At 69.3% G+C, this 19,761-nt stretch carries 19 protein-coding genes and 1 pseudogene; 8 read left to right on the forward strand and 12 right to left on the reverse strand.

Annotated elements, in window-relative coordinates; translation table 11 throughout:
* Window positions 1-3 precede the first annotated feature (3 nt).
* Window positions 4-1,209 (reverse strand): sensor histidine kinase, encoded by a 1,206-nt coding sequence (locus A5713_RS09855; RefSeq protein WP_156751827.1) that lies wholly within the window; start codon window positions 1,207-1,209, stop codon window positions 4-6.
* Between the two features lie 310 nt (window positions 1,210-1,519).
* On the opposite strand from A5713_RS09855, the gene A5713_RS09860 reads away from it, so the two are divergent.
* Entirely contained in the window at window positions 1,520-2,983 is a 1,464-nt protein-coding gene (locus A5713_RS09860) for an adenylate/guanylate cyclase domain-containing response regulator (RefSeq protein ID WP_067924439.1), read from the forward strand.
* A 22-nt stretch (window positions 2,984-3,005) separates the two neighbouring features.
* Here the strand turns inward: A5713_RS09860 and A5713_RS09865 are convergent, their stop codons facing one another.
* From A5713_RS09865 to A5713_RS09875, 3 genes are all read right to left on the reverse strand, one after another.
* The gene (locus A5713_RS09865) at window positions 3,006-4,781 is read right to left on the reverse strand and encodes a serine/threonine protein kinase PknE (protein WP_068095089.1); all 1,776 of its coding nucleotides are present in this window, start codon (window positions 4,779-4,781) and stop codon (window positions 3,006-3,008) included.
* 102 nt (window positions 4,782-4,883) lie between these two features.
* Complete coding sequence (locus A5713_RS09870; protein WP_067924436.1) at window positions 4,884-5,225, reverse strand: hypothetical protein; 342 nt, start codon at window positions 5,223-5,225, stop codon at window positions 4,884-4,886.
* 194 nt (window positions 5,226-5,419) lie between these two features.
* Window positions 5,420-6,172, reverse strand: a complete 753-nt coding sequence (locus A5713_RS09875) for a DUF2182 domain-containing protein (protein WP_068095092.1) — start codon at window positions 6,170-6,172, stop codon at window positions 5,420-5,422.
* A 119-nt stretch (window positions 6,173-6,291) separates the two neighbouring features.
* Here A5713_RS09875 and csoR point away from each other — a divergent pair, with 119 nt between their 5' ends.
* From csoR to A5713_RS09895, 4 genes are all read left to right on the forward strand, one after another.
* Entirely contained in the window at window positions 6,292-6,651 is a 360-nt protein-coding gene (gene csoR / locus A5713_RS09880; protein WP_067924430.1) for a copper-sensing transcriptional repressor CsoR, read from the forward strand.
* A 68-nt stretch (window positions 6,652-6,719) separates the two neighbouring features.
* Window positions 6,720-6,998 (forward strand): DUF1490 family protein, encoded by a 279-nt coding sequence (locus tag A5713_RS09885; RefSeq protein WP_067924427.1) that lies wholly within the window; start codon window positions 6,720-6,722, stop codon window positions 6,996-6,998.
* 62 nt (window positions 6,999-7,060) lie between these two features.
* Window positions 7,061-9,412, forward strand: a complete 2,352-nt coding sequence (locus A5713_RS09890) for a copper-translocating P-type ATPase (protein WP_156751828.1) — start codon at window positions 7,061-7,063, stop codon at window positions 9,410-9,412.
* 33 nt (window positions 9,413-9,445) lie between these two features.
* Window positions 9,446-10,030 (forward strand): hypothetical protein, encoded by a 585-nt coding sequence (locus A5713_RS09895; protein WP_067924421.1) that lies wholly within the window; start codon window positions 9,446-9,448, stop codon window positions 10,028-10,030.
* Between the two features lie 29 nt (window positions 10,031-10,059).
* Here A5713_RS09895 and A5713_RS09900 read toward each other — a convergent pair whose 3' ends face one another.
* The 7 genes and pseudogenes from A5713_RS09900 to A5713_RS09935 form a co-directional block, all read right to left on the reverse strand.
* Window positions 10,060-10,752 (reverse strand): pyrimidine reductase family protein, encoded by a 693-nt coding sequence (locus A5713_RS09900; protein ID WP_068095099.1) that lies wholly within the window; start codon window positions 10,750-10,752, stop codon window positions 10,060-10,062.
* 2 nt (window positions 10,753-10,754) lie between these two features.
* A complete protein-coding gene (locus tag A5713_RS09905; protein ID WP_067924415.1) occupies window positions 10,755-11,252 on the reverse strand; it encodes a flavin reductase family protein in 498 nt (165 codons plus the stop codon).
* A gap of 49 nt (window positions 11,253-11,301) precedes the next feature.
* Window positions 11,302-11,709 (reverse strand): ArsI/CadI family heavy metal resistance metalloenzyme, encoded by a 408-nt coding sequence (locus tag A5713_RS09910; protein ID WP_067924407.1) that lies wholly within the window; start codon window positions 11,707-11,709, stop codon window positions 11,302-11,304.
* Between the two features lie 26 nt (window positions 11,710-11,735).
* A pseudogene (arsB, locus tag A5713_RS09920) lies at window positions 11,736-13,236 on the reverse strand (ACR3 family arsenite efflux transporter).
* The gene (locus A5713_RS09925) at window positions 13,233-13,559 is read right to left on the reverse strand and encodes a helix-turn-helix transcriptional regulator (RefSeq protein ID WP_067924398.1); all 327 of its coding nucleotides are present in this window, start codon (window positions 13,557-13,559) and stop codon (window positions 13,233-13,235) included. The pseudogene arsB and the gene A5713_RS09925 overlap by 4 nt, the downstream one beginning before the upstream one ends.
* A gap of 37 nt (window positions 13,560-13,596) precedes the next feature.
* The gene (locus A5713_RS09930) at window positions 13,597-14,091 is read right to left on the reverse strand and encodes a DoxX family protein (RefSeq protein ID WP_068095104.1); all 495 of its coding nucleotides are present in this window, start codon (window positions 14,089-14,091) and stop codon (window positions 13,597-13,599) included.
* A complete protein-coding gene (locus A5713_RS09935; RefSeq protein WP_068095106.1) occupies window positions 14,084-15,358 on the reverse strand; it encodes an APC family permease in 1,275 nt (424 codons plus the stop codon). The genes A5713_RS09930 and A5713_RS09935 overlap by 8 nt, the downstream gene beginning before the upstream one ends.
* Window positions 15,359-15,422: 64 nt before the next feature.
* On the opposite strand from A5713_RS09935, the gene A5713_RS29525 reads away from it, so the two are divergent.
* A complete protein-coding gene (locus A5713_RS29525) occupies window positions 15,423-16,163 on the forward strand; it encodes a metalloregulator ArsR/SmtB family transcription factor (RefSeq protein ID WP_082972874.1) in 741 nt (246 codons plus the stop codon).
* Window positions 16,163-17,635, forward strand: a complete 1,473-nt coding sequence (locus A5713_RS09945) for a multicopper oxidase domain-containing protein (RefSeq protein WP_068095113.1) — start codon at window positions 16,163-16,165, stop codon at window positions 17,633-17,635. Before A5713_RS29525 ends, A5713_RS09945 begins: the two co-directional genes overlap by 1 nt.
* 12 nt (window positions 17,636-17,647) lie before the next feature.
* Here A5713_RS09945 and A5713_RS09950 read toward each other — a convergent pair whose 3' ends face one another.
* Window positions 17,648-18,772: an FAD-dependent oxidoreductase gene (locus tag A5713_RS09950; RefSeq protein ID WP_068095110.1), complete on the reverse strand. Its 1,125-nt coding sequence runs from the start codon at window positions 18,770-18,772 to the stop codon at window positions 17,648-17,650.
* A 104-nt stretch (window positions 18,773-18,876) separates the two neighbouring features.
* Between A5713_RS09950 and A5713_RS09955 the strand changes: the two genes are divergently transcribed.
* Window positions 18,877-19,734 carry a hypothetical protein gene (locus A5713_RS09955; protein WP_197516350.1) on the forward strand — a complete coding sequence of 286 codons (858 nt, stop codon included), beginning with the start codon at window positions 18,877-18,879 and terminating at the stop codon, window positions 19,732-19,734.
* Window positions 19,735-19,761: the final 27 nt, after the last annotated feature.

Genomic DNA, 19,761 nt, shown 5'->3' on the forward strand with positions numbered 1-19,761 from the left:
GGCCTAGGCGGGCGTCGCGGCCGCCGCGGGCACGGACTCCAGCGGAAGTCGGACGACGAAGCGGGCGCCGGAACCGGGCTGGCTGCTGACATCAAGCTGCCCATGGTGAAGGTTGTCGATGATGTTCTTGCTGATCGACAGCCCGAGTCCAGTGCCGCCGCTGCCGTGTTTGGTGGTGAAAAACGGCTCGAAGATGTGGGGTAGTGCTTCCGGATCGATGCCGGGCCCGTTGTCGGCGACGACGACGGTCGCCCAGCCGTCCTCGTGTTGCACCGAAACCCGCACCTCGCCCACGCGATCGGTGACCGAAGCGGCGGCCTCGAGCCCGTTCATCACCAGGTTGATCATCACCTGGACGAGGTCGCCTTCGACGCCGCGTACCACCGGGTCAGCGTCGTCGAGTTCGACGTGAATCGCGCATCGCGCACCCTGGTGGCCGGCTCTCCAGGAATGCTCGGCGAGCGCGGCGCTCTGCTCGACGATCTGGTCGAGACGACACGAATGGGCGTCGCCGGCCGCCGATCGACCGACCTGAAGCATCGTCGCCATGACGGCCAGCGCCCGTTCGGCGTGGTGGAGGATCTTGGTGGAGTTCGCCTGGAGATCCGACAGGAGGTCCGACACCGGCTCGTCACCGTCGCCGGTCGTGATCTCGCGGAGTTCGTCGCACAGCTCGAGGTTCAACTCGGCGAAATTCACGACGAAGTTGAGCGGGTTCTTCGTCTCGTGAGCGACGCCGGCGGTGAGTGTCCCCAGGGCGGCGAGCTTGGCCTGTTCGACCAGGCTCAGGCGGAGTTCGCGTTCGGCCGCCCGGCTCCAATCGATGGAACTCAGCAGATAGTTGAAGCACGCCGCGGTCCGGCCGAAGTCGTCCTGGCTGTAGACGGGCAACCCGTAACGGTCCGCCAAGGGCTGCCACGAATCGGTTCCCACGCTGTCTGCGATGTCCCGGCGGGCCGCCGACAGCCGTGTGGAGACCGCATGTAACCGGTGGCCGACGACGCGGCTGACGATGAGGAAGTTCACCAGGCCCACCAGAATGCCGGCGCCCGTGGCGACGGCGAACGGGAACGGTCGCATCGCATGGGCGGCGGGCACGCCGTCCGCCACGGCGATGAACGGATCCCACACGCCGATGGCCAAACCGAAACCGATCATCGCCGCGGCGAGGTTCCAGAAAATCCTCCTGGTCGGCCAGGGGCGCCGCACCTGCGGGACACTGGTTTCTGGTTCCACTTCGCCTCACCGAGTCAGCGTTATTCATGCGCAGTGTAGGACATTTCGCCTGGGGGGCCACGGCACAAAGTGAAGAATTGATGACCGCCGAGTGGCCGGATGCGGTACGTTGAGGGGCGAATCCGGTTGCCGCAGAAAGGGTGTGGTGGAGGGTCGGCGTGGCCTGCCGGACACCGAGCGTTCACATTCGAGATATGTTGCGGCGGTTAGCCATTCCGCATGTGCGGATGCTTTGACTCGGTTACGATACGCGGGACCTTTGACACCCGGACCAGGAGGTGTGATGCAGGCGCACGAACCGCACCGCGGGCTGGGGGTTGAATTGGCAGAGAAGTCACAACCGGTGCGCCTGTTGGTCGTCGACGACGAAGAGGACGTTCAGGCGCTCTTTCGGGGGCGTTTTCGCAAGGAGCTGCAGCGGGGGGAGTACACCCTCAGCTTCACCACGGACCCGCTGCAGGCCCTGAAGATGGTCGACGAGAGCCCCGACCTGGAAGTCCTGATCACCGATCTCAACATGCCCGCGATGAACGGGCTTGAATTGCTGGCCGAAGTCGCAAAGCTGCGCCGGCCCCTCAAGACCATCGTGCTCACCGCCTACAACGACGCCAGGAACATCCGGGGCGCGATGATGCGCGGCGCCTTCGATTTCCAGGTGAAGCCGCTTGACCTGGAGGACCTCCGAGCCACCATCGCCAAGGCCGTCACGATCGTGCGGGAACTCCAGGCCGGCGAGGAGGCCCGCCGCCGCACCGTCGAGCTGGTGGAGCAGAAGCGCCGCGTCGAGGAGATCTTCGGGCGGTACGTGTGCGAGGAGGTGAAGGCCCAGCTGCTGGCCTGCCCCGAGGGACACCTGGGTAGTGAACGCCGCACGCTGACCGTGTTGATGGCTGACATCCGCGGATTCACCGGACTGTCCGAAGTCCTCCCGCCCGAGCAGGTCGTGCAGGTGCTGAACGGATATCTCGAACGCGCGACCGAGGTCATGTTCCGCCGGAACGGCACGATCAACGAAATCCTCGGAGACGGGATGCTCGTGTTCTTCGGCGCGCCGATCAGCGACGACGACGCCACCGCGAACGCCGTCGCGGCCGCCCTCGAACTGCAGCTGGCCATGAATGACCTCAACGCCACCCATCGGCGCGAAGGGCTTCCCGAACTCGCGCTCGGCATCGGCGTACACACCGGGGAGGCCGTCGTCGGCACCATCGGGTCACGGCGGCGGCAGAAGTACACCGCGATCGGCAAAACGGTCAACCTGGTCGCCCGAATCGAATCGCACTCCGTCGGTGGTCAGGTCCTGGTGTCCGACTGGGCATATCGCGAGATCCGTGATGTGGCATCCACGTTGGCGTCGTTCCAGGTGCGCGTCAAAGGCATCACCGAGCCGGTCACGGTACACGACGTCCGAGGGCTGGCCGGCGAATACAACCTCCAGCTACCCACCGTCGAACGCGCCCTGACCCGCCTGCCGGCACCCATATCCATCGGTGTGGCGGTCATCAAGGACAAGGTCATCGGCGACCCGTTTCCCGCCGAGCTGATCGCGAGCGGTGCGGAAGCGGTCCGGGTCCGCTCGCAACGGGTGATCCCCCCGTTCGACGACCTCATGCTCGACGTCGCGGGCGCGACGATCTTCGCCAAGGTCGTCGAAAGCGATAGTCAGCAAGGGTTTTGCGACGTGCTCGCCGTATACACCTCGGTCGCCGACGATGCCCGGCGGGCACTGGCCGCCCTCGGGTCGTAGTGGTTCGGCTCCCGCGACGCGATCACCCGAGCAGCTTGGTCAGCCAGGTCGGGTCGGAATAGTTCACCGACGCGGTGCCGTCCCACACGAACGGGGTGGAATTGGCGTTCAGCCCCGACAGCGTCGCATACCCGTTGGCGGACTTCGCCTTTCCCGTGCCGACATCGTCACCGGATTTGATGCAGGTCATGACGTCGGCATCCGCGCCGACGGACTTGGCCAGCGAAGCGAGCTCCCCGTCGGTGCGGTCCTCGGCGGCGTCCTCGGCCGGCTGGAAGCTGCTGGCGAACAAGCCCGAATAGAAAGCGGTGTACAGCTTGGGATCGTTCTGCGCGGCCACGCAGTACGACGCCGCGACTGCCCGGGTCGAGTAGTTCTTGCTGTGCGACTTGTCGTCGAGGAAGTCCAGCAGGTGGTAGCGCACCGCGAGCTTCTTGTTGTTGACCGCGGTGTCGATGTCGCCCGCGTTCGACCGGATGAAACTGCCGCACGGCGGGCAGATGGGTTCGTTGAAGATGTCGATTGTCATCGGCGCCGCCGAGCTGCCCACGTACACGCCGTCGTCGAGCACCCGCAGCGCGACGGCGTCCGGTGGCGGCGGTTGCGAGGTCGGCGCGGTCGGGGACGACGACTCCCACGGCCGGACGATGGCGAGGACCAGACCCACGACGGCCAGCACGGCGACGCCGGCGATGCCCACCCACAGCCACGGCTTCCGGCGCGGGCGCGGTGGTTGGCCCCAGGGCGGCGCCCCGACGGGGCCGGCGGATCCCCATGCGGGGGCCCCCGCCCAGCCCGTCGGCTGGGGGACCGGGGCCGGCGGCGACGCCCACATCGGGCCGGACGCCGGGGCGTGCGCCGGGGGTGCCTGGGCGACTCCGGCTGCTTGCTGGCTGGCGAGCGCGGCCGGTATCCGCGCCACCTGGCTGCGCTGCAAGATGTCGGTGGCGCGGTCCCGGTCGGGTTCGGCCAGCGCCGCGTAGGCGGCCACGGACAGGTCACCGCAGGTGGCGTAGCGGTCCGCGGGATCCTTGGCCATCCCGCGCGCGATCACCGCGTCGAACGCGGCCGGGATGCCGGGCCGCGCGGCGCCGGGCTGGGGGATCGCCTGGTGCAGGTGGGCGCCCATCACGCTGACCTGGTCGCCGGTGTACGGCGGGGATCCGGTCAAGCACTCGTAGAGCACGCAGGCCAGGGCGTAGATGTCGGCCCGATGGGTGATCTCGGCGTCGCTGAACCGCTCGGGGGCCATGTACTTGACGGTTCCCACCGTGGTGCCGAATTGCGTCAGCTTCTCGTCGGACGTGGCGCTGGCGATCCCGAAGTCGACGAGGTAGGCGAAGTCGTCGCCGCTCACCAGGATGTTCTCCGGCTTGACGTCGCGGTGCAGCACCCCGGCGGCGTGCGCGGCGTCGAGCGCCGAGCCGATCTGGCGCACGATGGCCACCGCCCGCGGCGGGGACAGCGGCCCGTACCGGCTCAGCATGGTGCCCAGGTCCTTGCCGTCGATCAGCCGCATGTCGACATAGAGCTGACCGTCGATCTCGCCGAAATCATGAATCGGGACGACGTGCGGTTCCTGCAGCCGGCCCGCGGTGCGCGCCTCGCGCTGCATGCGGGAGCGGAAGACGGGGTCGTTGGACAGCGTCTGCGACATCAACTTCAGCGCCACGATGCGCTCCCGGACCGTGTCCTCGGCCTCGTAGACGTCACCCATGCCGCCGCGGCCGACCAGCCGCCGCAGCCGATACGGACCGAACTGCGAGCCCTCCCGCGAATCCGCGGTCGTGTCACCCATCCCGACTCCTCAGCCACCGACCGTGCGCAGGCATAAGGCTAAGGTCTCACTGGCCGCCAAGCACGGCGAATAGCGAAAGCCAGCTAATTCGACGGTGCGTGGTCAACGGGGTTCGTCGTCACCGCCGCTGCGTTCGGTGAGCCCCTCGCGGGACAGCGCCCGGACGAATCCGAAGGCCTGCATCCCGGCGGGGCCGGGGTTTTCGGTGATCCAGTTGTTGATCTTGCCCAGCGCGTTGGCCAGGTCGTCGCGCCGGACGCGGATCAGGTACGTCAGGCGGTCGTCGTCCGGATCGTCGATGGACTCGGCGACGGCGACGGGATTCTTGAAGGCGTACGCGATCCCGTGCACGGAGTCATGGTTCAGCGCCCACTGAAGTTCGCTGGGCCGCAGCCGGTTCACCGCCAGGTTGCGGTAGTCGTGATCGTCTTTTGAGCTGCTCACCTGGCCGATGGTCCTCCTCTGTGTGGCTCGAGAAAGTGGACGGCGAGGGACTGAAAACGATGCCGCGCAGGCGATTCGATGTGAGGGTGAAACCGGGCATTTCCATCATAGGAAGCGAGCGCATTCGCTGCATTTCGAGCGCTGCCCGACAGCTCGGCCGGCCGGGCCACCTGCTGCCACCTGCTGGGCCGAGATCAGGACATCAGGTGGCTGACGAATGCCGGGTGCACCAGCAACGCGATGCCGAGAGGTATCAGGGCCGCCGCCGTCACGCGCCTCAGTTGATCGCCGAACGGGGTCGACCTCTCCAGCCAGATCGCCACCGCCAGCGCCAGCATCCACGCCAATTGCATTGTGCCGAAGGCGATCAGCAACAGCATCAGCATCCAGCAGGAACCGACGCAGTAGAGGCCGTACCGGCCGCCGGCGACAAATGCGCGGCCGGCCCCGCTGAGGTGGGCGGACCCGGCGGGGGCGGAGACCGGCCGGCGGCAATGCCGCAGGCACGTCGCCTTGAAGGGCGTGAGCTGGTGCAGACCCGCGAGCACGGCCACCGCGCCGGCGACGCGGCCAACCCATGAGCACGTGTGGACCATCGGATCCAGGCGGACCGACGCCAGATAGGCCGGAATGCCCACCGCGGCCCACAAGCCCAGATATCCGCTGACGAACATGATCGCCGGCGCGACCTTGCCGGCGGCGGTGTGGGCGTAGCGCCGGACGACGGGCAGGACGGGAGGCAGCATCATCGCGGCCATCATCGCCACCCACGCGATGAGGAATGCGGCCAGCGACATCGCGGACTGGGCATCCATCTGCATCGAGTCGCCCCGCATGGTCGCGGCGCTGGCCACCGACCACCACCAACCCAGACCCGCTACGGCCAGCAGGATCGCCGGCAACCAGATATCGGTCCACGACCACGCCCGTCGTCGGCTTTCCTCCACCCGCCCAGCTCCCTTCCTTGATGTCCCGACCATCATCTTGGTCGTCACCCTACCCCACCCCCGGTGGGGTAGGGTATGTTGGCGGCAGAGGTCCGGACGACGACAGTTGGAGAGCGGATATGGGCGAAGACCTGACGGACAAGAAGCGCGCGGCGCTGAATCGGCTCAAGACGGTCCGCGGCCACCTCGACGGGATCATCCGGATGGTGGAGTCCGACGCCTACTGCGTCGACGTGATGAAGCAGATCTCCGCGGTTCAGTCCTCGCTCGAACGCGCGAACCGGGTGATGCTGCACAACCACCTGGAGACGTGTTTCTCCGCCGCGGTGATCGATGGCCGTGGTCAAGCCGCTATCGACGAACTGATCGACGCGGTCAAGTTCACACCCGCTTTGACCGGCCCGCAGGCGCAACTCACCGGTGCCGCGGTCGGCGAGGCCAACGACAACGAGCCGGCGACGGCCGGAAGCGGCAGTTGACGACAGGATTTGCCGTGCCGACGACGGCACGCTGTGACCGGGCAACGAGACGAAGGGATGGGTAAACCATGGCGCTGCATGGATTTGTGGCAAAGGCGATGCCGACGGTGGTGACCGGGGTGGTGGGGGCCGCCGCCTACGAGGCCTTGGCGAAGGCCCCGTGGCGGAAGGTCACCGTGGTGGCCACGGCCTGGGGCATCCGGGTCGCTCGCGAGGCGGAGCGCAAGGCGGGGCGAAGCGCCGAGCAGGCTCGACTGACCGTCGCCGACGTGATGGCGGAGGCGAGGGAGCGTGCCGGTCAGGAAGGTGCGCCGCTGACGGTGGCGGGCCCGGGCGACGGCGAATGACCACTGCTGTCCTGGGCGGCGTCGACGTCGCCCTGAAGGTGGTATCGGACGCATCCGGCCGGATGCGGGTGCACGTCAAGGGATTTCCTGTCGACGCGATCCGTGCCGTCGCGATCGAGGAGAGTGTCGCCCGGGTGGCCGGCGTGCAAGCCGTGCAGGCCTATCCGCGAACGGCGTCGGTGGTGATCTGGTATTCGCCCGAGCAGTGCGACACCACCGCCGTGCTCACGGCGATCGCCGAAGCCGAACACGTCCCCGCGGAGCTCGTGCCCGTGCGCGCTCCGCACTCGGTCGACATCCCCAAGACGGGGGTGGTGAGCAGGATAGCGAGCGGCATCGGGTTGGCGCTCTTTGGCCTGCGGCCTCGCGCGTCGGAGGATTCGGCCGATGCCGCGAGTTGCGGCGGCTGCGGTGCCGCGCCGGTCACCGGGGGAACGCTGTCGGCCGACGAGCAGAGCAGGCGCGAGCGACGCAGGTGGCTGCGCCGGGTGTTGCTGGCCTTCCCGTTGGGGCTGGTGGCGATGGCGTCGACGATGGTCTTCGGCGCCTATCCGTGGGCCGGTTGGCTGGCCTTCGCCGCGACGGTGCCGGTGCAGTTCGTCGCCGGGTGGCCCTTCCTCAAGGGGGCGGCACAGCAGGCGCTGGCGGGGACGTCCAGCATGGACACGCTCGTCGCGCTGGGCACACTGACCGCGTTCGTCTACTCCACCTACCAGTTGTTCGTCGGTGGACCCCTGTTCTTCGACACCTCGGCGCTGATCATCGCGTTCGTCGTGTTGGGGCACTATTTCGAGGCACGCGCCCAAGGCAAGGCGAGGGAGGCCATCACCAAGCTGCTCGAGATGGGTGCGAAGGAGGCCACCCTGCTCGTCGACGGCGCGGAGCTCCTCGTACCGATCGATCAGGTCCGGGTCGGCGACCTGGTGCGGGTGCGCCCCGGCGAGAAGATTCCCGTCGACGGCGAGATCGTCGACGGGCGCGCCGCCGTCGACGAGTCGATGCTGACCGGCGAGTCGGTTCCCGTCGAGAAATCGGTGGGCGACCACGTTGCCGGAGCGACGGTCAACACCGACGGAATCTTGACCGTGCGCGCCACCGCAGTCGGGGCCGACACGGCCCTGGCCCAGATTGTCCGCCTGGTGGAGCAGGCACAGGGCGGCAAGGCCCCGGTACAGCGACTGGCCGATCGCGTCTCGTCCGTGTTTGTCCCCGCGGTGATCGGGGTCGCCGTCGCGACCTTTGCGGGTTGGACGCTGCTCGCCGCCAACCCGCTCGCCGGCATGACCGCCGCGGTCGCGGTCCTGATCATCGCCTGCCCCTGTGCGCTGGGCCTGGCCACCCCCACGGCGATCATGGTCGGCACCGGGCGTGGCGCCGACCTCGGGATCCTCGTCAAGGGTGGCGAGGTGCTGGAAGCGTCGAAGAGGGTCGACACGGTGGTGTTCGACAAGACCGGCACCCTCACCCGCGCCCAGATGCGGGTGACCGACGTCGTCGTGGGCAAGCGGCGCCAGCCCGATCCGGTGCTGCGGATCGCCGCCGCCGTCGAGTCGGGCTCCGAACATCCCATCGGCGCGGCGATCGTCGCCGCGGCGCGGGAGCGGGGGCTGACAGTTCCGGCCGCCATCGCGTTCAACAGCATCGCCGGGCACGGGGTGCGCGCCGAGGTGGACGGCAAGTCCGTCGTCGTCGGGCGGCGCAAGCTGGTCGACGAGCAGGATCTGCAGCTGCCCGACGACCTCGCGGCGGCGGCCGCCGAGCTGGAGGGGCAGGGGCGGACGGCGGTGTTCGTCGGCCAGGACGGCCACGTCGTCGGCGTGCTCGCCGTGGCCGACACGGTGAAAGACGACGCCGCCGGCGTGGTCCGGCAGCTGCATGACATGGGGCTTCAGGTCGCCATGATCACGGGTGACAACGCCCGCACGGCTCACGCCATCGCCGAACAACTCGGCATCGACCGCGTGCTCGCCGAGGTGCTGCCGCAGGACAAAGTCGCCGAGGTGCGCCGGCTTCAGGACGAGGGTCGGGTTGTCGCCATGGTCGGCGACGGGGTCAACGACGCCCCCGCCCTGGTGCAAGCCGATCTGGGCATTGCAATCGGCACGGGTACCGACGTGGCCATCGAGGCCTCCGACATCACGCTGATGTCCGACCGGCTCGACGGTGTGGTGCGCTCGATTCAGCTGTCCCGGCAGACGCTGCGCACCATCTACCAGAACCTCGGGTGGGCCTTCGGCTACAACACCGCCGCCATACCGCTCGCCGCCCTGGGGTCACTGAATCCCGTGGTGGCCGGCGCGGCGATGGGCTTCTCCTCGGTCAGCGTCGTGACAAATTCGTTGCGGCTCCGCCGTTTCGGTCGTGAGGTAGCCCAGCAGGTGGACGTCTCCGGTTCGAAAACCGTTGACGGTTAAGGCTTTCGGAGAGCTTTGAGCTAGGAGGCCAGGATGGCCGGATTCAGCCGACGGGCGGCACTCGCGGCGCTCGGCGCGAGCGCGGCGGTGGGCATCGGATACGCGGTGCGCGTCGCCGCCGGGCCCGGCCTGCGGATCCGCCTGGCCGACTGTGGCGGCATGATGGGCGCCGGTCACGCCGACATGCGGCTCTACATGGACATGTTCAACCGGCACACGGAGATCACCCGCACGGTTGAAGAGATCCCGGGCGGCGTTCGCACCACAACGCAATCGGCGGCTCCCGATCTGACCGCGCAACTGCACGCGCACGTGTCGAGCATGTATGCGCATCTCGACCAGGGCACCGAGGTGATGTGTATGAGCCAGAGCCTGCCGACGCTGTTCCGCAACGCCGGTGGTTACCGCCGGCAGCTGACGCTGACTCCCACGGGCGTCATCGCCGAGGAGACCTCCGATGACCCCGCGCTCGCCGAGGTGATCCGTGCCCACGCCCGTGAGGTGACGGGGTTCGTCCAAGACGGCATGCCGGCGATGATGCGGGGAATGATGGGGCCCGGGTGCATGCGAGGGCCCGGCGGGATGATGGGCCCCGGCGGGATGATGGGGCCGCGCTGACAGCACCGGGCGCTCGCGGCCCCGCTTGATCAGCGGCGGTACCTCAGGAACAGGTAGTCCTCCAAGACCAGCGCGTGTTCGAGGCGCATCGCGACCGGGGTGCGCAACGGCGACGGCATCAGGCGGTGGCCCACCGGCTGGCTGGCCGCGAGCTTGGGGGCCAGCGTCACGCAGATCTCGTCGACCAGGCCGGCCTCCACCAGCTCGTCGAGCACAGTCGGGCCGCCCTCGCACAGGATGCGGCGCATGCCCCGCTCGCGCAGCAGCGCGACGGCGCGCGCCACGTCCACGGAGTCCTCGCCGGCCAGCAGCACCTGCCGCCCGCCGTCGTCGCCGGGGTGGTCGCGCGCCGCCGCGGCCTGCGCGCAGGTCACCACGATCGGTGGCCGGTCGGGGTCCGCCAACAGCCTCGACGGCAGTTGGCCGCTGCGGCTGATCACCGCGACCGGGGGCGGCGCGGTCCGCCCCGGCTCGGTGAGCCGCACCGGGCCGTAGTTCTCGGCGCGCGCGGTCCCGGCGCCCACCAGGACGACGTCGGCGAAGCCGCGCAGGATTTTCAGCAGCTGCTGATCGGCGGGACACGACAGCGGACCGGCCCGGCCGCCGAACGCGGCGGCCCCGTCGGCGCTGAAGATCATGTTGGCCCGCACCCCGTGCGGGGGATCGGCGTAGAACGACGCGAGTTCGGTGACGCCGGCGACGGTGCCCACCCGGGGACCCACGGCTACGCCTCGTGGCCGGGTTCCAGGTGGCGGACGTCGCCGAAGGACACCCAGCGTTCGAGCTCATGCGGCGGGCGGCCGTCCACCGGTGCGAGCAGGTGCCCGACGTGGTCGCCCAGCGAGAACCTGTCGAGAATCTCGCCGACGAACCATGCGGCGGCGTCGTCGAGAATGGGCACCCCCGCCGGGCCGGTGTGCCAGGAGCAGCGGTCGAACTTGTTGACCGTGTCGCCGGTCTGGCTGCCGAACAGCTCCACGACGTCGAGGTGGTCGTGGTCGAACAGGTGCACCGCCAGGTGAGTCGCCTCGGTGGCGACCCGGAACGTGTGGTTCTTCTTGGACAGGCCGACCAGGAATCGGGGCGGGTGGATGCTGGTCTGGCTGGCGAACCCGACCAGACAGCCCGCCGAGACGTCGTCGGCCCGCGTGGTCACCACGTACATCGGGTAATTCAGCAGGCCGACCAGTTTCTCGAACGCGTCTTCTCCCGGGTTGGTCATCCGGTCAGTCTTCCCAATCGAACCGAGGGGCAACCACCCGGCGGTGCCCCTAGGCCTGGCAGCAGGGCTCGTCGGCGGTGTCTCCGAAGGTCTCCGAGTCGGCGATGACGGTGTAGACCTCCCACCGTTCCCCGCCGGGACCGCTGACCCACACCTTGTCCTGCGTGGCGAAGCAGCAGGTGGTGTCGAGCTGCTCGTCGGTGACCAGCCCCCGGTCGCCGAGCCGGGCGATTTCGGCGTGCACGGTCTCACTGGAGCCGACTTCCACGCCGAGGTGGTTGAGGCTGCCGCCGTGGCCGGGGTTCTCGAGCAGCACCAGCTTGAGCGGGGGTTCGGCGATCGCGAAATTCGCGTAGCCGGGTTTGACCTTGGCCGGTGCGGTGTCGAACAGCTTGGAGTAGAACGCGATCGCCTCCTCGAGGTCGTCGACGTTGAGGGCGAGTTGCACGCGAGACATGAGGTGTCCTTTCTTTCGGGTGCGGGCTAGGGGGTGGGGGCGGGCAGGAGTTCGGCGATCAACGCCGCCACCCGCTGGGCGATGTCGTCGCGGATGGCGCGCACGGTGGCCAGCGGTTGGCCGGCGGGGTCGGGCACTGTCCAGTCGCGGTAGGACACCCCCGGAAAGTAGGGGCAGGTGTCGCCGCAGCCCATGGTGATCACCACGTCGCTGGTCTGCACGTCGTCGCCGGTGAGGAGCCTCGGGCTGGCGGCCGTGATGTCGATGCCCCGCTCGGCCATGGCGGCGATCGCAACGGGGTTGATCTCGTCGGCGGGCTGGGTTCCGGCCGAACGGACTTCGATGCGACCGTCGGACATCTGGCTCAGCAGGGCGGCGGCCATCTGTGAGCGGCCGGCGTTGTGCACGCAGACGAATAGGACGCTGGGCTTACCGGTCATCGGGGGCTCCTTGGGTTGAATCGGCCCGGAACAGCCGGGGGCGCAGCGCGAGCGAAACGTAGACCAGCCCGACCAGGACGGGCACCTCGATCAGCGGGCCGACCACCCCGGCGAGGGCCTGCCCGGACGTGACGCCGTAGGTCGCGATGGCCACCGCGATGGCCAGTTCGAAGTTGTTGCCGGCGGCGGTGAACGCCAGGGTGGTCGTGCGGGCGTAGCCGAGGCGCAACAGGAGTCCCAGAGCATACCCGCCCGCCCACATGATCGCGAAGTAGGCCAGCAGCGGGATGGCGATCCGGGCCACGTCCCATGGCCGGGAAGTGATCTCGTGGCCCTGCAGGGCGAACAGGATCACGATGGTGAACAGCAGCCCGTACAGGGCCCAAGGCCCGATGCGGGGGAGGAACCGCGTCTCATACCAGTCGCGGCCCCGGAATCGTTCGCCCAGCCGGCGCGAGAGGTATCCGGCCAGCAGCGGGATGCCGAGGAAGATGAGCACGGCCTTGGCGATCTGCCAGGGCGAGACGTGGATGCCGGTTTGGGGCAGGCCCAGCCAGCCGGGCAGCACCGACAGGTAGAACCAGCCCAGCGCGGCGAACATGACCACCTGGAACAGCGAATTCAGCGCGACCAGCACGGCGGCGGCCTCGCGGTCCCCGCAGGCGAGGTCATTCCAGATGATGACCATGGCGATGCAGCGGGCCAGCCCGACGATGATCAAGCCGGTGCGGTACTCGGGCAGGTCGCCCAGCAGGGACCAGGCCAACGTGAACATCACCGCGGGACCGACCACCCAGTTGAGCAACACGGACGACACGATCAGCTTCCGGTCGGCGGTGACCTCGTCGAGCCGGTCGTAGCGGACCTTGGCCAGCACCGGATACATCATGACCAACAGCCCGAGCGCGATCGGCAGCGAAATGCCCTGAATGGCAACGGCGCTCAGGGCCGAACCGAGGCCCGGAACGACTCGGCCGAGCAACAGGCCGGCGGCCATCGCCGCGCCGATCCATAACGGCAGCAGCCGGTCCAGCGTGGGGAGGCGGGTCGCCGCCGTGGTGGGCGCCGGGGCGCGGGTGTCGGTCATGGCCGCAGCACCGACGAAAGCCGCTGCAGCGCAGCGGGAATCACCCAGTAGTACACCCAGGTGCCGCGCCGCTCGCAGTCCAGCAGCCCGGCTGAACGCAGCAGCTTGAGGTGATGGGAAATTGTTGGCTGCGACAGATCGAAGGTCGCCGATATCTCGCAGACGCAGGCCTCGCCGCCGGGGTGGCTGGCGATCAGGCTCAACAACCTCAGGCGTACCGGATCGCCCAGCGCCTTGAACATGCCCGCCAGTTCGGACGCCTGCGACTCATCCATGGCGGCCGACCCCAGCGTCGCACAGCACGTCTGCGCTTGATTCGACATTCTTCTATATAAACACTTCTCGAATCAGCGCGCAACCTCACGTGGCCGTCGGTGGCGACCGCAGCGCCGACCCGGCGAGCCGGGCGTCCAGCGACAGGGCGCCGGCCCCTGCGAACAGCAGGAACAGGCTGCCGCACAGCTGGGCCAGGTCGACGCGGGATTCGTGGATGAAGTCCCACCACCCGTGTTCGCCGCCGAAGAGCGGGGCCTGGCACCAGAAGAGGGGCAGCTTGGTGATGAACAACGCCCCGAGCATGTCGACGATCATCGGCACGGTGGCCAGCCGGGTCAGCAGCCCGAGGAGGATCAGCGTGCCGCAGCCGATCTCGAAAGCTCCGTCCAGGGTGGCAAAGAACGCAGGCGCCGGGATGCCCGCCTTCTCGAACCTGCCGGTGCCCAGTGCGGCCGGTCGAAGAAACTTCAGAACGCCCTCGCAAGCGAACACCAGTCCCACATAGAAACGAATCAGCACCACCGCGGCCGGGGCGCGCGTCGAGAGCACCGGTGTGAGTCGGGATCCGGGGCTAATCATGTGCGGCCTCCTGGTGATCGGAATCCCTTAAGGCCCGCCGAATCGCGTAGGCGGCGACGCCGACGGCGAGCACCACGAGGCCGGAGAGCACCGACGACAGCGGCATCGCGAACGCCAGAACGACACATCCGAGAAGCCCGATCGCGGGGATCGCGCGGACCGGACGGCCCTCGTCCGGCCGGAGGGTGAACGCGGAGGCGTTGGCGACCGCGTAATAGATCAACACGGCGAACGAGGAGAAGCCGATCGCGCCCCTGAGGTCGACGGCGGCGGCCAACACCGCCACGACGGCGCCGATCAGCAACTCGGCGCGGTGCGGCACCCGGAAACTGGGGTGCACGGCGGTCAGCCCGTGGGGGAGGTGGTGGTCGCGGGCCATGGCCAAGGTGGTGCGCGAGACGCCGAGGATCAATGCCAGCAGCGAGCCCAGCGCCGCGACCGCCGCGCCCACCTGCACGACGGGAACGAGCCAGCCGGTCCCGGCCGCCCGCACGGTGTCAACCAGTGGCGCCGTCGCCTGGCCGAGCCGGCGGGGCCCCAGCATCGAGACCGCGGCCACCGCCACCAGGGCGTAGACGGCCAGGGCGATGCCGAGCGCCAGCGGGATCGCCCGCGGAATGGTGTGCGCCGGGTCGCGCACCTCCTCGCCCAGGGTCGCGATGCGCGCGTAGCCGGCGAAGGCGAAGAACAGCAGCCCGGCGGCCTGAACCACCCCACCGATCGTGGTACCGAACGGGCGAAGTTGTTCGGCGTCGGCCGTTCCCGACGCGAATGAGGCGACGATCACCGCGGCCAGCACGGCCAACACCAGCGCGACGATGACGCGAGTCAGCCACGCCGACTTCTGCACCCCGGCATAGTTCACCGCCGTCAGCGCGACCACCGAGGCGACCGCCACCGCGTGCGCCTGCGACGGCCACGCGTAAGAGCCGACGGTCAGGGCCATCGCCGCGCACGAGGCGGTCTTGCCGACGACAAAACCCCAACCCGCCAGATATCCCCAGAAGTCGCCCAACCGCTCGCGGCCGTACACGTAAGTGCCGCCGGAGGCGGGGTAGCGAGCGGCCAGCCGGGCCGAGGAGGTGGCGTTGCAATAGGCCACCAACGCCGCCAACGCCAGGCCCAGCAGCAGGCCGGATCCCGCGGCGCGGGCGGCCGGGCCGAGAGCGGCGAAGATCCCGGCGCCGACCATGGACCCCAGCCCGATCACTACCGCGTCGAACACACCCAGGCTTCGGCGAAGCTCGCCGGTGTCGTTGTCGCCCAATCGGTCTCCTCCCCGCGCACGCAGCGTCTAACCTATCAAATCAACTTGATGTATTGTCCGAGGGGTGCCGGCGACCGATCGGGCTGTGGTTCCCCAGCTGATGCAGATGGCGTCGCACCCGGTGCGCTGGGCGCTGCTGACCGAACTCGCGGGCGGCGACCACCGGGTGCGGGAATTGGCCGCCGCCGTGGGCGAGCCGCAAAACCTCGTCTCGTATCACCTGCGGCTACTGCGCTCGGCCGGCCTGGTCGACGCGCGGCGCAGCAGTTTCGACGGCCGAGACACCTACTACCGCCTGAACCTGGCAGGGTGCGCGGGGGCGTTCCGCGACGCGGCCGCGGCGCTGCATCCCGCCCTGGCGGCCGCGCCGCTCGCCCCGCCGGCGGGACGGTCGGTGCTGTTCCTGTGCACCGGCAACAGCGCGCGCTCACCCATGGCCGAAGCGCTGCTCGAGAGGCGAGGGCAGGGCCGCATTCGCGCCGCGAGCGCGGGCAGCCATCCCAAGCCGCACCTGCACCCGAACGCGGTACGCGTCATGCGTGACAGGTACGGCATCGACCTCGCCGGGCGCCGGCCCCGCCCGTTGACCGCGGTCGCCCGGCGCAGCTTCGATTGCGTGATCACCCTCTGCGACAAGGTCCGCGAGTACGCGCACGACCATGGCCTGGACACGACGACGCACTGGAGCCTGCCCGACCCCTCGGCCGACGGCGCTGGGTACCCGGAATTCGACCGGGTGGCAAGCGAATTGGACGACCGCATCGCATTCCTGCTGCCCGCCCTCGACGCTTCTCCGCCAAGGTGATCACCGTGCCCCTCGATCGGCGTGACTTCTTGAAGTGGGGCGGCCTGGCCGCGCTGGCCGCAAGCGGAAGCACCGGCGCCGTGGCGGCGTGCGCGCCGCCCGTACCGCCCGGCGGCAAGCCCGATTACACCCTGCGGATCGGCACCGCCGCCGTGGAATTGGCCCCGGGTCACGTCGTGTCGACCGTGACCTACAACGGCCAGTTCCCGGGCCCGCTGCTGCGGTTCACCGAGGGCCGTCGAACCACGGTGGAGATCTTCAACGACACGGATTCACCCGAGCAGTTGCACTGGCACGGCCAGCACGTCGGCGTCGACGTCGACGGCTCCGCCGAGGAGGGAACGCCCTACATCCCCGCACACGGCACGCGGCGGGTTTCCTTCGTGCCGGGCCCGGCGGGTTTCCGCTTCTACCACACCCACGTGGTGCCGCGCGCCGACCTGTCCCGCGGCCAATACAGCGGTCTGGTCGGCCCCGTCTACATCGAGCCCCGGCAGAACGTCGGCGCCTACGACCAAGAGATCTTCCTGACGCTCAAGGAATTCGAGCCCAGTCTCACCCGCGGGGGCGACATGGCCGCCGACTTCCTGGCCGGCGACCAGGAGCCGGACCTGAAAGACAAAGGCGAGTCGTCGATGGCGGCGTCGCTGGCCCGCGGCGACCCGCGTGGCTACGAGGTCGGTTATGGGGCGTTCGCCGTCAACGGGCGGATGCTGGGCCACGGCGAGCCGATCCGGGTGCGCACCGGTCAGCGGGTGCTGCTGCACGTGCTGAACGGCAGCGCCACGGAAACCCGGAGCCTGGCGCTGCCGGGCCACACTTTCACCGTGGTCGCGCTGGACGGAAACCCGGTACCCAACGCCGCGTCGGTGCCGGTGCTGTGGCTCGGTGCGGCCGAACGGATTTCGGCCCTGGTCGCCATGACTAACCCGGGCGTGTGGGTGCTGGGGGACGTGTCCGACGACGACCGAAACCACGGGATGGGCGTCGTCGTGGAATATGCCGGGCGGGGCGGGGATCCGCAGTGGGCGCCGCCGCCGTCGTTCAAGTGGGATTACCGGCTGTTCGCGCAACCCGCCCCCCTCCCGCCGCCCGAGCGCACGATCGAGCTGCTGATCGAGAAGCGCAATGCCGCCGACAACGGGTTCAACGTCTGGACCTTCAACGGCACGCCGTTTTCCATGGACACCAATCGGCCGGTGCTCGACGTGCAACGCGGCAAGCGCTACCGGCTGCGCTTCCGCAATGCCAGCGACGACATGCACCCCATGCACCTGCACCGGCACACGTTCGAGATCACCCGAATCGCCGGCACGCCAACGGCCGGCGTGCGCAAGGACGTCGCGATGCTCGGCGGCTACCAGAGCATGGACGTCGACTTCGTCGCCGACCAGCCCGGCCCGTCACTGCTGCATTGCCACCAGCAGATCCACATGGACTACGGGCTCATGCTGCTGCTCAACGGCGGCTGATCCGGCCACTCCTCACGCCAGCGGATTGTTCTCCCGCACACCGCGATACATGCCCCACCTCACGATCCACGGCATCACGACGCGCTCGACCGACCACGACGGGAACCGGAACGCGTGGCCGGTGGGCAGAAAGACCTCCAACCCGTCGGGTTGTATCCCCACCAGCGAGCCCCATCGCCGCGCCGGCGCCCGGTAGGCCCCCAGCCGCCCGCCGCTGAGCTCGGCGCGCACGTTGCGGGCCACCAGCGCGTCGCCGCGGTTGCGGGCCGAGCTGCGCAGAGGATCGGTCGCCGCGACGTCGCCGACCGCGAAGACGCCTCGGTGACCGGGCACTCGCAGCTCCGGCGTCACGCGCACGAAGCCGCGCTCGTCGAGCAGGTCAGGCGGCAGCCAACCGGTGTTGGGCCGCACCCGCCCGATCGCCCACAGCACCGCGTCGGCGCACGCCGGGGGCTGCCCGGTGATCCAGCGCACCGGTTCGCCGGTGATCTCGTCGCCCGCGAACCCGTCGGGCAGTACCGCGCGGTGCCCCGGATGGATGCCCACGCCCAGGCCGCCGAGCCGTCCGCGAAGCCGGCGCCAAATCCGGGGATGGTGCCCCTCCAGCGCGCCTTCCCCGGGGAAGTACAGGTCGATCCGCTTGCCCGGCCAGGTGGTGGCCATGTTGAGCGCGCTGCTCACCGCGGCCGCGCCGCCGCCCACGACGATGATCGAACCGGCGGCCGCCAGCCGGTCATGCGCGATGCGCAGCTCCGCGCCGACCTCGGCGGCCGACTGCAGCGTCGGGCGGCGCCAGAAGCCGTTGCTCACCCCGGTCGAGATGATCAACGCGTCGTACTCCTCGGCCAGGGTCGAGCCGTCGGCGCGTTTGCCAAAGACGGTGCGGGCGGCCAGGTCCACCCCGTTAAGCTCCGCCTGCACCGTCCGCACCCGGTCCAGGCGCCGGAACCGGTCGAACGGAATCCAGTAGTCGCGAGCCCAGTCGTGCGGGCGGGACAGCCGGACGCCGAGTTCCTGACCGCTGACCAGCGCGGGCTTGACGGAAATGCCGACGACATCGGCGTACCCGGAGAGCCGGATCGCGGCCAAGACACCCGCATCTCCGAGCCCGGCAATGACGACGCGCTTGCGGTTCATGCCGTTATCCTGCCTGGGATGGACTTCGGGCCCGCCCGCCGCTCGACCGATTGCCAGGAGCACACCACTTGATCACCTCGCCCAGGAGTGGTCACGCCGAACGCATGACCGACTTGCCGTCGTCGATGCACCCGCGCGCGCGTGCCGCGCTGCGCGCCGCCGTGCGCGCGTCCGCCCCCCGCCCGGCCGCCGCGCGGCGGGCCGCCGGGGGCTTGCAGACGCCGGGCTTGCGGGCGGCGGTGGCGGCGGAGATCCGGTGGGCCTTCACGCCGCCCCGAACCTGGTTGATGGGCGTGGTCGCCAACGTCGTGTTCGCCGCGGCGTGGCTGCTGGTGCAGCCGCTGACGATCGGCCTCCACCACACCGACTGGGTCATCCTGGTGGGCACCTACTTCTCGTCGTGGGTGCTGGCCGACGTCACCACCACCAACCTGCTCGGCGCCGATCACTACCGCGTCCGGCAGGCCCTGGCCGACGGCGTGCCCGTCGGGCGGATCCTGCTGGTCAAGAACCTTGCCCTGCTCGCCATCGTGGGGCTGCCCACCTTGGTGACCGCGATGGTGTTGACGCTCTACCTGGAAACACCGGCACGGCTGGGGATCACGATCCCCACCGTTGCAGTGCCCATCCTGTCCTGGCTCGGGTTGGGCAACCTCATCTCGGTGCTGCACCCGGTCGGCGTCGAGCCGCTGATCCGGCGGTGGCGCCAGCGCGGCGACCGGCGCCGCATCGGCGGCTGGCTGGCGGCCCTGACGCTGCCGTACCTGGTGTACTACGTCGCCGACCCGATGAACGGGGTTGAGCACAAAGTGCTCTGGACCCAGGTGCCGTCGTTGATCTGGCCGGTGTTCGGGCGCGACACCAAGAGCTTCGTGCACCTGGCCATCGCCGTGGCCATCTGGGTCGCCGGAACGGTCGCCGCGCTGGCGTGGGTGCGCAGGCGCGGGGTGACGATCAGGTGATCGGTCACGGCCGGGGCTACCCGGGGC

The sequence above is a fragment of the Mycobacterium sp. E2497 genome (genome assembly GCF_001668695.1).
GTDB lineage: Bacteria > Actinomycetota > Actinomycetes > Mycobacteriales > Mycobacteriaceae > Mycobacterium.